The sequence below is a fragment of the Acinetobacter sp. FB genome (assembly GCF_056033405.1).
The window spans coordinates 1,043,207-1,057,925 of sequence record NZ_CM148502.1 but is presented as its reverse complement, the minus strand read 5'-3'; the positions used below and the strand labels follow the sequence as shown (position 1 = coordinate 1,057,925).

The 14,719-nt window shown below is 38.5% G+C and carries 10 protein-coding genes; 3 read left to right on the top strand and 7 right to left on the bottom strand.

All coding sequences use genetic code 11. The annotated features are described in order from the left end of the window. Window positions 1-73 precede the first annotated feature (73 nt). From AC0JIQ_RS04875 to AC0JIQ_RS04855, 5 genes are read right to left on the bottom strand one after another with little or no spacing between them, the layout of a single operon-like run. Window positions 74-1,669, bottom strand: a complete 1,596-nt coding sequence (locus AC0JIQ_RS04875; RefSeq protein WP_474203226.1) for an ABC transporter ATP-binding protein — start codon at window positions 1,667-1,669, stop codon at window positions 74-76. Beyond that, window positions 1,647-2,657, bottom strand: a complete 1,011-nt coding sequence (locus AC0JIQ_RS04870) for an ABC transporter permease (RefSeq protein ID WP_474203225.1) — start codon at window positions 2,655-2,657, stop codon at window positions 1,647-1,649. The genes AC0JIQ_RS04875 and AC0JIQ_RS04870 overlap by 23 nt, the downstream gene beginning before the upstream one ends. Then, the gene (yejB, locus tag AC0JIQ_RS04865) at window positions 2,657-3,727 is read right to left on the bottom strand and encodes a microcin C ABC transporter permease YejB (protein WP_474202808.1); all 1,071 of its coding nucleotides are present in this window, start codon (window positions 3,725-3,727) and stop codon (window positions 2,657-2,659) included. The genes AC0JIQ_RS04870 and yejB overlap by 1 nt, the downstream gene beginning before the upstream one ends. Window positions 3,728-3,743: 16 nt before the next feature. Then, window positions 3,744-5,594, bottom strand: a complete 1,851-nt coding sequence (locus tag AC0JIQ_RS04860; RefSeq protein WP_474202807.1) for an extracellular solute-binding protein — start codon at window positions 5,592-5,594, stop codon at window positions 3,744-3,746. A gap of 6 nt (window positions 5,595-5,600) precedes the next feature. Continuing rightward, entirely contained in the window at window positions 5,601-8,891 is a 3,291-nt protein-coding gene (locus AC0JIQ_RS04855; RefSeq protein ID WP_474202806.1) for a lytic transglycosylase, read from the bottom strand. Between the two features lie 280 nt (window positions 8,892-9,171). Between AC0JIQ_RS04855 and dnaQ the strand changes: the two genes are divergently transcribed. The 3 genes from dnaQ to nudC all read left to right on the top strand — a co-directional run bounded on the left by dnaQ (window position 9,172) and on the right by nudC (window position 13,058). Then, on the top strand, window positions 9,172-10,533 hold the full coding sequence (dnaQ, locus tag AC0JIQ_RS04850) for a DNA polymerase III subunit epsilon (protein WP_474202805.1): 1,362 nt from the start codon (window positions 9,172-9,174) through the stop codon (window positions 10,531-10,533). Window positions 10,534-10,659: 126 nt separating this feature from the next. Beyond that, window positions 10,660-12,306 (top strand): chemotaxis protein, encoded by a 1,647-nt coding sequence (locus tag AC0JIQ_RS04845; RefSeq protein ID WP_241281681.1) that lies wholly within the window; start codon window positions 10,660-10,662, stop codon window positions 12,304-12,306. Beyond that, entirely contained in the window at window positions 12,306-13,058 is a 753-nt protein-coding gene (gene nudC / locus AC0JIQ_RS04840) for an NAD(+) diphosphatase (RefSeq protein WP_346509746.1), read from the top strand. Before AC0JIQ_RS04845 ends, nudC begins: the two co-directional genes overlap by 1 nt. A 17-nt stretch (window positions 13,059-13,075) precedes the next feature. Here nudC and AC0JIQ_RS04835 read toward each other — a convergent pair whose 3' ends face one another. Next, window positions 13,076-13,948 carry an alpha/beta hydrolase gene (locus AC0JIQ_RS04835; protein WP_004663150.1) on the bottom strand — a complete coding sequence of 291 codons (873 nt, stop codon included), beginning with the start codon at window positions 13,946-13,948 and terminating at the stop codon, window positions 13,076-13,078. 3 nt (window positions 13,949-13,951) lie between these two features. Beyond that, the gene (locus AC0JIQ_RS04830; protein WP_050040524.1) at window positions 13,952-14,662 is read right to left on the bottom strand and encodes a BON domain-containing protein; all 711 of its coding nucleotides are present in this window, start codon (window positions 14,660-14,662) and stop codon (window positions 13,952-13,954) included. Between the last annotated feature and the right edge of the window lie 57 nt (window positions 14,663-14,719).

Below are 14,719 nucleotides of genomic sequence, written 5' to 3'. Positions count from 1 at the left end.
TAATCTGATTATTGTAACTGTCAAGCGTTCTTCCGATAAACTGACAATATCATATGTCAATTTAATTTCAATGCTAATATTCGCTCGCGGCAATCAATTGACGGGTATACGCTGTTTGGGGCTGACTAAATAAAAGTGCTGTTGCTTGATATTCCAATACTTTCGCATGATGCATCACCATGACTTTTTGGCACAAGGCTTTAATGACTTGCAAGTCATGACTGATAAATAAATAACTAATCTGCTCCTGTTGCTGTAAACGACGCAACAACGCAATGATTGAACGTTGTGTTACTCGATCCAAGGCAGAAGTTGGTTCATCTAGAATAATCAGCTTCGGTTTTAAAACTAAAGCGCGTGCCAGTGCGACCCTTTGTCGTTGACCACCTGAAAGTTGATGCGGATATTTGTTTTTATCCTCTAAAGAGAGTTCAACTTTCGTTAAAACGTCATCAATTTCCTGATCAGGTCGTTGCTTGATAATATTTTGAAGGTTAAGTCCTTCCGCAATAATTTGCTCAACAGACATACGAGGATTCAGGCTACTAAAAGGATCTTGGAATACAATTTGAAAATCACGGCGTAGGGGGCGAAGTTGTTTTTGATTGAGTTGATTTAAGTTATGGGACTGCAAACAAATTTCTCCTTCACTTGAAATCAAACGTGCAATCGCCAAAGCCAATGATGATTTTCCCGAACCACTCTCACCAACAATACCCAAAGCCTCGCCTTTGGACAAATTGAAATTTATTGAGTCCGCTACGACCTTATACGCTTTAATTTGGTTCAATAAACCATGTTTAATCGGGTATTTTACTATGACATTTTTTAGTTCAAGTAATGTCTCGCTCGGCGTTAGCGATAGAGCTTGTCCAAAGTCGTGATTGAGTAAATTTTGTGTATATGCAGTTTTGGGGTGTGTAAAAATTTCAGTCGTACTACCCTGCTCTTCTACCTGACCTTGATTCAGCACGACCACATGATCTGTATATTGCTTAACAAGATTTAGATCATGGCTAATCAAAATCATCGCCATCTTTCGTTGCTGTTGTAGTCTTTTTAATAAAGCTAAAATTTGTGTCTGCAATACCACATCCAAAGCTGTTGTTGGTTCATCCGCAATCAAAATCTCTGGCTCTAAAGCCAAAGCCATCGCCAACATTACACGCTGTCGTTGCCCTCCCGACAATTCATATGGATAACATTTAAGAATTTGCTTGGCATCGTCAATCCCAACATCTTGCAATAAAGAAAGCATCTGCTGTCGAATGTTAGCCTTAGGAATACCCTGCAAAATGAGGCTTTCAGCCATCATTTTTTCGACATGATGCAAAGGATTTAATGCAGTCATTGGTTCTTGGAAAATGATGGCAATCCGCTTGCCTCGAATCTGCTGTAACTGAACTGGACTTAAAGACAACAGCGCTTGACCTGCAAACTCGACTTGTCCTTGTACTGTTAGATTATTGGGTAACAACCCCAATAAAGCTAACGCACTGATTGATTTACCAGACCCACTTTCTCCCACAATCGCAATAGTCTGTGCAGGATAAACATCAAAACTCAAATCTTCCACAAGACGATGTCCTGTTTCATTGTGAATGCTAAGTTGCTTAACTCTTAATAAAGCTGGATTCGAAACTGTATTATCGTCTTGGGTCAAATGCATCACGTGCCGCCTCCCCAATATAAATTAATAAAGAAAGTACAATCGCTAGCGTAAAGAATCCTGAAAGCACCAGCCAAGGTGCATCAAGATTATTTTTGCCTTGTAATAATAATTCTCCAAGCGAAGCGGCATCAGCAGGCAAACCATAACCGAGAAAGTCCAATGCAGTTAAAGCGATAATATTGGCGGTCAACATAAAAGGTATTTGCGACAAGCTAGAACTCATGGCATTGGGTAAAATATGCTTAAAAATAATTCGATGATCACGAACACCCAAGGCTTGAGCCGCACGAACATAATCAAAATTTCGGGCACGCAAAAACTCTGCTCTGACTAAACCCACTAATTCGGTCCAACCAAACAACAACATGATTAAAAACAACCAATAGACACTAGGGCTAAACATACTGACCAAAATCATGACGATAAAAAGCATAGGTAAACCACCCCATACCTCTAAAATACGCTGCCCAATTAAATCAATCCAACCACCGTAATATCCCTGAATTGCACCGACAATAACACCGATCACAGCGGAACAAAGCGTCAAGGCAAATCCAAATAAGAGCGAGATACGCAAACCATAAAGGATGCGAGCAAATACATCCCGTCCCTGATCATCCGTTCCAAGCCAGTTTTGTGGACTTGGTTTTGACGGCACAGGTACAGTAAGCGACAGATTTGGTGATTGATAAGAAAATGCAACGGGGGGTGAAATCATCCAGCCTTGATTTTGAATTAATTGTTTTACCGCAGGGTCTTGATAATCTGTCGCCGTTTCAAAAACACCACCAAACGTGGTTTCTGGATAATCTTTAAAAATAGGAAAATACAAGGACTGCTGATAACGAACCAACAAAGGTTTATCGTTGGCAATCAATTCCGCAAATAATGACAAAATAAAAATGATTAAAAATAGAAGAAGACAACGGACACCCAATTTATTTTGTCTAAAACGGTGAAATCGTGCGCGCATCAGAGGTGACATCATTTTCCACCCCTCGCTTCAAAATCAATCCGAGGGTCAATCATTTGATAGAGCAAATCACCAATTAAACGTAAAATCATTCCAAATAAGGTAAATAAGAACAAAGTTCCAAAAATTACAGGATAATCACGTTGGGTGATTGCTTCAAAACCCAATAAGCCAATCCCATCGAGATTAAAAATGATCTCGATAAATAAGTTACCGACGAAGAAAATACCCACCAATGCTTCGGGCAAAGCCGCAACCACCACTAAAATGGCATTACGGAAAACATGCCCATAAAGTACCTGATTGTCATTTAAACCTTTTGATCGTGCCGTCAGAACATACGGTTTCTTTAATTCTTCTACAAAAGAATATTTGGTCAAATAGGTTCGCGCAGCAAAACTACCCAATACCATACTTAAAATGGGTAAACTCATATGCCATAGATAGTCTTTTATTTTGGCGAAAAAACTTAACTGATTAAAGTTTTCAGAGACTAATCCTTGTAATGGAAACCACTGTAGATAACTCCCACCTGCAAAGAAAACGATGAGCAGAATGGCAAAAACAAAAGATGGAATAGCATAACTCACCGCAAGCAACAACGAAGTCGATTGATCAAATAGCAAACCATTATTTTTGGCTTTCTTAATACCTAAGGGAATTGCGATCAAATAAATCAGAAAAGTACTCCATATTCCTAAAGACAGTGTTACAGGTAACTTTTCATAAAGAAGTTGTATTACAGGTTTGTCTTTGAAAAAACTGGTACCAAAATCCAAGGTCGAATAACCTTTGAACATTAACCAAAAACGTTCATATGCGGGACGATCAAAACCATACTGTGCTTTGATTTTTTCGATCATTTCAGGACTTAACCCACGTGCCCCTTGATATTGAGCCAAGGTACTCAAACTAGATTGGGCATTATTCCCGACACCTAAACCTTGCGCATTCTGAATTTGCTGAATGGCTTGTTCGACAGGACCACCCGGTGCAATTTGCACAATAACAAAATTAATCAATAAAATGAAAAATAAGGTCGGGATCATCAATAACATTCTTTTCAGAATATAGTGAACCATCTAATAAGATCCTTCATTATTTTAAGTCAGATTTTCGTATTGGTTGATCGAGTTTATTAGCTTTTACACGATCCACCCACCAATATTCCCACCCTACAGAAAGTTTCGGTTTTATTTTCGGTTGCTGATAGATATCCCAATAAGCAAACCATCGCTCAGGTTTACCGTAGGTCAGAATTTGATAATACCCTGCACGTAATAAACGGTCGAGTACATGAGTATACAAGACTACTTCTTCTCGGGTTTTTGCAGCGACAATTTTGTTAATCATCTGATCTATTGCAGGGTTCTTTATCCCTGAATAGTTATAATTTCCTGCTTCATCCGCAGCAGTACTCCCCCAAAACTGGGCTTGCTCTTTACCGGGTGTCAATGTCTGTGGCAATTTCAACATCATCATATCGAAATCTTGATGACGGATTCGCTCCATATATTGCGGAACATCCACCTGTCTGAGGTTAACTTGGATTCCCAAACGATTCAAATTACGCACAAAAGGCATCAACTCACGTTGTGGATTTTCTTGCTGCATTAATAATTCAATACGAACCGCTTTGCCCTGTCGATCATATAACTGATTACGATGAATCACATAGCCAGCATCTTTTAAAATCTTTTGTGCAACCAATAAACTCTGCCGATTGAAACCACTGCCATCAGAAACAGGATAATGCCAATCTGCTAACACACCTTGTCGCATGAGTGGATGCAGCTGAGCCCTGACAGAATTCAAAATTTTTAACTCTGCCGAACTTGGTCGACCCGTAGCAGCCAGATCAGTATTATCGAAATAGCTTTGTAAACGCTGATTTTGATTAAAGAATAAAGCTTTATTTTGCCATTCAAAATCATAGGCATATGTGAGTGCCTGACGAAGATAAATATCATTTAGAGGAGCACGACGAATATTAAACACCAAGCTTTGAATATCGAGCGGTGTCCCCAAACGTGCTTTATATTTTTTGATCTGACCTGCTTGCACGGCGGGAAAATGATAAGCTGTCATCCAATTACGAATATTTTTTTCTTCATATAAATTAAATTGGCGAGATTTAAAACCCTCAAAACTAACATCTAAATTTCGATAATACACATATTTGAGTCGATCAAAATTATAACGCCCTTTATTGACTGGCAAATCCTTGGCCCAATAGTTTGGACTGCGTTTATAGGTGATACTCCGCCCTGCATCAATTCGCTCAACAATATAAGGCCCTGAACCGACAATCGGTTGTAATGTCACACGCGTAAAATCTTTATTTTTCCAATCCAATTTTGAATAGATGGGTAGACTCGCCAAAATCAGTGGCATTTCCACATTATTCTTAGACTTAAAAATAAATTTGACCTGATACTTAGAAAGCACTTCTGTTTTTTCTAAATCAGACAAATACATTTGAAAGCCTAAATTGGCTTTGGTTTGGTAGGTATCAAAGGTGAATTTAACATCTTCTGCGGTCAAGGGCTGACCATTGTTAAAACGGGCCTGCGGATTCAAATGGAAGGTCACATCTTTAAGATGATCAGGGTCGTAACTCACTTTTTCAGCTAATAATGGGTACATGACCCGAGGCTCATCTAAAGCGCGATCCATCAAACTATCAAAAAGATAATTTACACCTTCCGTAGAACTCCCTTTGCCATTCATGCTATTTAAATTATCGAATGTGCCTAAACTAGATTGACTGAGCATTCCCCCTTTAGGTGCATTCGGATTGGCATAAGGCATCGCATTTAACTTTGCATATTTGGGCTGAACATGCATTGCTAAATAAGGTGTCGTCCGCATAGTAGCGCATGCGAAATGAGCAAAAAGGCTTAGCCCACAGAATAGACTAAGCCTTTTAACTAAAACAAACTGATTCATTCCTAATTACAGATTTGGAACTTTAATCACATCACCAATACGTAGTTGTGTACTTGGAGTGAAATCATTCATTTCAGCAAGTGCACTGGTGTCCATACCATATTTACTTGCTAGACCAATCAAAGTATCACCACGTTTTACTTTGTATTCAGTCACTGTTTTAGGTACTGAAATACTTTGACCGCGTTGCAAACTTGCATTCGCTTTCAAATCATTTAACTCAGCCAATTCACGACCAGACAGTCCAAAACGGTTCGCAATACTATTTAGAGACTCACCCGCCTTCACCGTATATTTTTCTGTATTCTTGCTTGGCGTAGACTTAGCACTGTTTTTACTATTTTCAGATTTTGCTGATTCGGCTTTTGGTACATCACCCGTAAGTTTTAGCTTTTGCCCAACACGAACACTACTACCACGAGATAGACCATTTAAAGCAGTTACATAATCTAGTTGTAAATAATAACGACTCGCGATGTTGCTTAAAGTATCACCTGATTTTACGGTATAAACATCTGGCGCAGTTTCTTCACGCTCTTTCTCTTTTAACTTGCTATTTGCACTGAGATTATTTTTACTCGGGACATCACCAGTTAGCTTGAGCTTTTGACCAACGCGGACACCTGCTGTACGTTCTAAACCATTTAAATCAGCAATATAATTTACTGTCAGCTCATATTTATTTGCAATCGCATTAAGGCTATCACCAGATTGCACGACATATTGCTCAGGAATCGTTGAACCTGCTGGCACTTTTAAAACTTGCCCTAAACGAACACTTTTGTTTGCTTTGAAGTTATTCAGTTCAGCCAATTCACTCAATGTAATTTTAGATTTTGTTGCGATACTCGATAAAGTATCACCACGCTGTACGATATAAGACTCTGTCTTATAGTTACTTGATGCTGTTACATTTTCATATTTAACCGTACTTTTAGGTTCAACATTTTCTTCTGTTTTTGAAACCTCATGCAGCGGTACGTTAATTTTTTGCCCAACAAATAAATTGCTACTTGCAGTCAAACCAGAAGTTAAACCAGCCAATTCTTGATTAGATAAAGCATAACGATCTGCAATCAGTTTTAAATATTCGCCACGCTTCACTGTATAAGATTTCGTGGCAACCTTTTGCATCGTCGTTGCTTTATTTTCGACAGCGCGAGTTGATTGTTGTGCCGCGTTTAATTGAGTGTTCCGTGGATTGTTTTTTGGTTCTTTGAGCGTTAGTTTTTGGCCAACAAATAAATTATCTGTCACTGATAAATTATTATAGTCTGCTAACTGTTTTAAAGTTAAATCAAAACGGGTTGCTAAATTGGTAAGATTATCCCCTGATTGTACGACATAACTCTCAGGTTTACGCTCAACGACTTTTACAGCCTCAACAACCTGTGGTTTTGCGTCATATAAATACAGGCTTGCACCTACAAATAAAGTTCCAGTCGGATCAATCTGGTTCCATGTTGCGATATCACGCCAATTGACGCCATTTTTTTGTGCAATCAAAGCCAAGGTATCACCCGGTAAAACGACATAAGTGCTACGTTTTCCTTTCGGAGCAACCACAACAACATCCGTATCCGTTTTAATATACGGCTTTCCTTGATTGCGTTTAGCATCTTCACTATTTGCTGTCGCTGCATCTTCAACTAAGTTTTTTGGATAAGCAAAGCCCTTGCTGACTTCAACACCTTTCTGATCAGCAACAGATTGGCTGGTTTGAATTGCTGTTAATTTAATCTTGCCATCAAATGGATCGACAATTTCTGTACCTTGAGGTGCAATCGCTTTGATTTCAGCAACAACTTGATCTTTTTCAGCTTGTGTCGCTTGTGGTTCTAATACTTGAGTAACTGTTTTCTTCTCACCCGTTTCTTTTACAGCGGCAATAATTTGTTCACGCTCTTTAACCGAAATCGGCGGCTCAATCTTAACTGGCTTTACGTTTTCCGCTGGTGTAATCGCGACAGGAATACGCGGTGCACTAGGCACATCGGCAGCAGCAGCAAATGAAGCTAATGCATCAGAACCTCGTGGTGTATTGGTTTTAGTCAACGTTGATGTTGTTGGGCGCGTTACTACTGTATTACTTGCTGTTAAAGGCGGTGGTGTCTTAGTTGACGGTGTAATCGTCTGACCAGAGTTGATATTGGTTCGAACTGTGGTGGTAGCGACATTAGGTGTATTGTTATTCATTGCAGGTGGTTGGCTATTGCTTGCCCAGAAACCACCTGAACTTACTTTTCCAGAACGCAATTTCGTATCAACTGACGGACTTAAATCTGCAGGAATTAAAATACGCATTGGGCTCATTGGATCAACAGTTTCACCGCGATGAGCAGGGTTCAAAGCATACAATTCGGCACGGCTTAAGCCTGTAATTGAAGCAATTTGATTCATATCCAAAGGTGCAGCCAAACCAACTTCACGGAAGTGTGGACGGTTTGCGATAGGCGGTAAACTTACGCCATAAGAACCTGGATTTTTAATAATTTGAGCAACAGCCAAGAAGCGTGGAACATAGTTCATGGTTTCTTGCGGAAGTTTTAACGACCAGTAATCCGTTGGTAATCCTGCTGCACGGTTACGGTTAATCGCCTGTTGAATACGACCCGGTCCTGCGTTATAAGCAGCCAAAGCTAATTCCCAAGAACCAAATTGATTATATAAACTGCCTAAAAACTCATAAGCAGCGCGTGTCGACTCAACCACATCACGGCGACCATCATATAGACTGGTTTGCTGCAAACCATAAATACGTCCCGTACTTGGGATAAATTGCCATAGACCTGCTGCTGCTGCACTACTGGTTGCAGCGGGGTCGTAAGAACTTTCAATAACAGGAAGTAAAGCCAATTCGGTTGGCATACCACGACGTTCAGCTTCTTTAACTGTGTGATACAAATAACGACTGGCACGCGCGCTTAAGCGATCTAAATATGGTTGACGAGAAATAAACCAACTACGTTGTGCTTCAATACGAGAATCCCAATGGTTTAAATCCATTTTGAATCCAACTGTCATTCGCTTCCACACATCACCATGTTTCAGTACCAATAAACGATCACCTTCAACAGCGCGCATATCGGTAGCTGATAATAAATCTTCTAAAGAATCTAAACTACTTGCATCCAAATAACCTGAACCAACTTGCTTAGATGATGATACTTTATTTGACTGTGGAGTTGAGGAACAACCTGTCGTGATTCCCAACGCAGTTAGAGCAGAAGTGAGTACAGTGATTTTGAATAATGATGTTGCAGATGTTTGCAGCACCAATGTGTTCGATTTATACATAAAAACTTCCAGTCAACTCACGCTAGTTTATTTCTTTGATTTGCCATTGTAGTAAAGCATGTCACTTAGACAAGGCAATAATTTAACGTGATTTGCATGGAAATGTTACAAGAAATTAAAAAATATGAGTTTTGTAACCGTTCAACACCCGAATTAAGCTTTAAAATATAACTTCTCTAGCTAGAGTGCTAAACTCTAGCTACACGCATTCAAATAAAACGTCGTTTTTTATGAATGTAATCTCGCAATACAACACAAACTTTTAACTTTAGGTTCAACTATGTCTCAAACAATCACACTTTATGTTGATGGCGCATGTAAAGGCAATCCAGGTTTAGGTGGTTGGGGTGCATATATCATTACCGAACAGGGTGAACATAAACTTTGTGGCGGAGAACCTGAAACAACCAATAACAGAATGGAACTGCAAGCTGCAATTGAAGGGGTAAGTTTCTGCCCTGCAGACGCACATCTAATTATTTGGACAGATTCCAATTACGTTAAACAAGGTATTACTGAATGGATTCATGGTTGGAAAAAGAAAAATTGGAAAGATGTTAAAAATCCTGATTTATGGAAAAAGTTAGATGCTGTTTGCGCTAACCGAAAAATTGAATGGAATTGGATCAAAGGGCATGCTGGACATGCTGGTAATGAAATGGCTGATCAATTGGCCAATCTCGGTGCCGAACAAACGGCTCAACAAATGAAATCTCTCGTGCAGGCTAACGCTGATACAAAAAAGCCTGAATCTGACTGGTTATTAGATGACCCATTTGGTCTCGACCTTGATGAAGATATTGATAACTTGGTTGAAGAAGTCGAAGAGATCAGTATCGAGGAAATTAATCCTAATGTAGCTGTAATAAGTCACTCAGCAAGCCCAAATACATCAACAACGACAACTCATCCTCAAATTGTCATTACTGAGGCAAAAGTACAGTTGCAAGGCCCTCGCCAACTTATTTTGGATACTGAAACTACAGGTTTCTATTTCCAAGATGGTGACCGTATTATTGAGGTTGGTGCGATTGAAATGATCAATCGTAAACTTACAGGAAGCTCAATTCATATTTATATCAATCCAGAAAAACCTGTAGGTGACTCTGAAGATATTCACGGTATCAGCGATGAGTTTTTGCAAGATAAACCTAAATATGCAGAAATTGCTGACACACTGTTTAATTTTTTACAAGGCGCTGAAATTATTGCGCATAACGCGACATTCGATATGAACTTCCTAAATATGGAGTTCAAACGTGTTGGTCTGCCATTATTATCAGATGTTTGCGAAGTTACAGATACACTGGCTTTAGCTAAAAATAAACATCCTGGGCAAAAGAACTCTTTAGATGCTTTAGTTCGCCGTTATGAAATTCCTGCACGTGATCGTACCTTCCATGGTGCGTTACTCGATGCTGAAATTTTGGCTGATGTTTATCTCGCAATGACGGGTGGACAAGTTTCTTTTGATATGGATGCTCTTTCACAAAATGAACAGAACCAAAATAAAACTACTCGTTCTCGTATCGAAGTAGATTTACCAATTATCTATCCATCAGAACATGAACTAAATGAACATGAGACTTGGGTCAAACAATTTGAGCAAAAACATGGAAGCGCTTGCCTTTTTGCAAAATAAATTTGCTGTTGAGTGTAATTTTTTGTATTTCAAGTTTTCAAACTTAAGTTATATTAACTGTTAATGATTTTGCCTCCTATTCTAGGAGGTTCATGGATATAACAACTTAGGAAAGGTGTAGGTCATATGTCTTACCAAACCTCGATTCATTTCGACCCAACTGCATTATTAATAATAAAAAATGAGATCGACAATTCGATTAAATTGGTGGAGACAGCAGTCAATACGCTTGCCGAAGAACAAGCATTGCCTTTTGGTATTGATGACGCACTTAATCAGTTCGAACAATGCACACAAGTACTTGCATTAATTGATATGCCTCATTTGGCACAAATCACTCAATATTCAGCTGAGCTTATGCGTCAAATCATGGCTCAACCTCAACAAATTAAAACTAGCGATGTCGTTGCTCTCAGTGAAGGTACAACGATGTTAAAACGCTATATTGAGTTTATTTGTTTACGTGAAGTCAAAGTACCTCAGTTCTTAATTGATACGCTTAATCGCTTGGAGAAAGCTTTAGGCAAGCCAATTACCAAAGAAGGTCAAACACTCCAACCTTTACTGGATTTCATGACACCAAACTTTAATTTGCCACAAGCACCAAGTTTGGAACAGTCGCAGTATATCCATCAGCTTTATAAATTGTGCTTAAACAAGCTAATCAAACAAAGTGAATCTCCTCTCGATTTACAGGGAATTAAGCTTGTTGGTGTTTATCTTGCGGGTTTAGCTAACAATCTGCCTAGTCAGCAGTATTGGCAATTGGTCAATGTTGGCTTAGGTCATATTGATGAACTTCTTATTACAGAGGCACGTTTACGTACGCTTATTCAAATCGAAACGAATATTGCAAAATTCTTGGCTCAACCAACAACTTATCAAAACAGTATTGCTGACTTGGCAGATATTTTGACGATCTGCATTAGTCAAGAAGATGATTTATCACAACACATTCGTCAACAATTGAATATTGGTGATGAATTGCTCAGTGATACTCAACTTCAAGTTTTGAGTCGTCATTTATACGGCCCTGACTATGAAACAGTACATACAATCAGTCAATTAATGACAAATGAAATGGCTCAAATTCGTAATGAAATTGAGTATAACCATCAAAATATGTCAGCTGAAAAAACCCAAGAACTACAGCAAAAGTTAACTCAACTTTCTAATGTATTTAAGGTACTTAACTTAAATGAAGCAGCTAAAGAATTAACTCAGCAAGCTGAAAAACTGAGTCAACCGAATACATTAACTGATGCAACTTCTATTCAACAGTTAATGAATAGTATTTTGGCATCGATGAATTCAATCGGTATCTTAGAGCGTAATTACACTTCAAGTCGTTTACAATTACGCGTCAACAATATGCAAATTTCTTTAGATCGTTTAGATGAAGCTCATCGAGCATTGTTGACTGAAACTAAGACTTTGATTGAAACATTGACTCAAACCTTGAGTTTGTATGTACAAGATCCAACAGCTAATACATTAGAAGCCCTTCCTGTATATCTGAATGAGTTATCAGGCGCTGCGTTATTCTTAGGTAGCTCTGCTCAACAAACTGCACTGTTAGGTGCAGCACATTTTGCACAGCATCGTTTGAATCAGAACGAAGCGATTGATGCTGAGCAAATTAACTGCATTCTAAATGTTGTTGCTGGTTTAGATTTACTCGTTGATAACCTGAAGAATAAGCAACCTGTATTGCAATCTATGTTTGATGTGGCATTATCAAGCAGTCAGCAATTACAAAACATAGCCGCATAATGACTCAACTATCACTTGCTTATATTTTTCAACACCAAAAACTGCTAGTCGACCAAAATCTTCAACTGCCAGAAGTTGAAAAGTTAGCAAGTGATTTACCCTTGAATCATAATGATCACGTGATCGCGCGTGATCTACTTGAAAATGAAGCCATTCCCGATGGCTATCAGCTCGTTCCAATCCGTGAACTGATTCAGTCATGGTCAACTACAGAATTTCTTCAAGCTAGTCGAGCTGTCCAACTATTAGAATGGCGACGTAACCATAAATTCTGTAGCCATTGCGGTCATATGACTGAAATTCATGCTAAAGAATATGCAATGGTTTGCCCTGCTTGTGGCTATCATCAATATCCTCGCGTTCAGCCTTGTATTATTACAATCATTACAAAAGGTGATGATGAAATCTTACTTGCGAAATCAGCGCATAATAAAAGTAATATGTACGGGCTAATTGCCGGATTTGTTGAAGTCGGTGAAACATTAGAAGAAGCTGTGCAACGAGAGGCTTTTGAAGAAGTCGGTTTAAAACTAAAAAATATTCGTTATATGTCGAGCCAACCGTGGCCATTTCCAAGTAATTTAATGATTGCTTTTCATGCTGAATATGATTCAGGTGATATTCAATTACAAGTGGAAGAAATTAGCGAGGCTCAATTCTTTAAGTTTGATCAACTACCTGAAATTCCATTTAAAGGTAGTATTGCACATGCAATGATTATGCAAATCATTGAGAATAAAAAAGCATCTTAATCAAGATGCTTTTTTATTTAATCTTCTAAAGCTTCATCTAAGAAATGCAAAATCGTTCGCTTGGTTTTGAAGTAATGGCTTACAAAACTGGCCAAAGTCGCCACAATCGTAATGTGTCCAGTCTTAGGAATAATCATCACATGGCTATGATTACCCTTTTCTCTCAATGCCTTATCAAGATCGAAACTATTATGATTACCAACCAACTGATCATTCTCAGCCATCAGTAAATAATGTTTAATCTTATTCGGATTGATAAAATAATACGGCATCACTTGTTGATACGATGTTTTTTGATCAAAAGCATGTTCAGATAAAGGATCATCTTTATAGTCAAAATGATACGGACCAGCCAAACCCACAATTGCCTTAATATTATCTGTATATTTAAATTGCTGAGGCTGAGCAGAATACACCACAGACATCACATTAAAGGCACCCGCAGAATGTCCCATCAAAATGATGTTATCGGTTGAAATATTCAGCTTCGCTTTATTTTGATTCAAATAATGAATCGCTTGCGCTAGATCATCGACAAATGCTGGAAAGATATTCTCTGGAGCAAGTTGATAATTAATAACAGCAACATCAAAACCTTCTCGAGCAAAGGTTTCACCAATGAATAAATAATCTCTCTTATTACCATGTTGCCAGGATCCACCATGTACAAAAACAATCAAAGGTTTTTGTTTCTTTGGATTCTTGGTTCGATAAAGATCCAGTCGATTTCTGGCTTTTAACCCATAAGCAAGATGTTCTTCTTTTTCAAAAGTATCCTTTGGCGTCAGATAATTCATCGAATAGCTTGCTAAATCATATAGGCGAAATTCCTGATAAAAGTTTTTCGCCCGTATAACATTTTCTTGTACTTGTTGAATAAGTTGCTTCATAGATTAGGGTTTAGTCGGAGTAATAGTCGCTGGTTCAGTCTGATCGGGATCAATTGCAACTGGAGTTTCAACTAAAGGTTGTGTTGAAGCACCACCAATCATCGGTGTTGCTGCTGTAGCACTTGCTACCGTTCCAGATGGTTGATCAATATTATCAATCAGTGTCACGATTTTACTCACATTACCAACTTTTTGTAAGACATCATCTAAATCTCTTATCTCAGCAGTATTTAAACGCCCCATCACATAAAGGATGCCATTTTCAGTATGAACTAATACTTTACTGTCAGATACAACAGGTGCTCTCATTAGCAAACCACGAGTATTTGCAGTCACAGTAGAGTCCTGCATAATCGTGTTGTAATTTACTTTATCACCAACAGTAATGTAATTATGCACAGCTTTTACATCACTCATCGCTCTTAAATTGTCTTCTGCTAATTGTTTCAAATAAGGATCAGGAACTTGCCCTGTTAATAAAACATTACTATGAAAACTTTCAATATTGATTCGTGACTGCTTAAAGCGATGATCCAATTTATACAAATTAATATTTGCAGTGCGTTTAATTGAGGAATCAATAAAAACCTGCCCTAAACTACGTTCACCACTTTCAGTACCAATCGGCGAAGTTCCTGTACCACCTGAAATAAAACTCGCACATCCTGATAAACTTGCAGCGCAAAGTAACGTAATCGTTAAACGTTTTAACACTTGGCAAGACTCCCTATCTTCAAACTTGTTAAATCTTTGGCATTTATCTTAAAAAAT

Coding starts and splice junctions, on each gene's coding strand:
- AC0JIQ_RS04860 (WP_474202807.1), bottom strand. CDS start 5,594: ATGAATCAGTTTGTTTTAGTTAAAAGGCTTAGTCTATTCTGTGGGCTA.
- AC0JIQ_RS04870 (WP_474203225.1), bottom strand. CDS start 2,657: ATGTCACCTCTGATGCGCGCACGATTTCACCGTTTTAGACAAAATAAA.
- AC0JIQ_RS04845 (WP_241281681.1), top strand. CDS start 10,660: ATGTCTTACCAAACCTCGATTCATTTCGACCCAACTGCATTATTAATA.
- yejB (WP_474202808.1), bottom strand. CDS start 3,727: ATGGTTCACTATATTCTGAAAAGAATGTTATTGATGATCCCGACCTTA.
- dnaQ (WP_474202805.1), top strand. CDS start 9,172: ATGTCTCAAACAATCACACTTTATGTTGATGGCGCATGTAAAGGCAAT.
- AC0JIQ_RS04855 (WP_474202806.1), bottom strand. CDS start 8,891: ATGTATAAATCGAACACATTGGTGCTGCAAACATCTGCAACATCATTA.
- AC0JIQ_RS04835 (WP_004663150.1), bottom strand. CDS start 13,948: ATGAAGCAACTTATTCAACAAGTACAAGAAAATGTTATACGGGCGAAA.
- nudC (WP_346509746.1), top strand. CDS start 12,306: ATGACTCAACTATCACTTGCTTATATTTTTCAACACCAAAAACTGCTA.
- AC0JIQ_RS04875 (WP_474203226.1), bottom strand. CDS start 1,669: ATGCATTTGACCCAAGACGATAATACAGTTTCGAATCCAGCTTTATTA.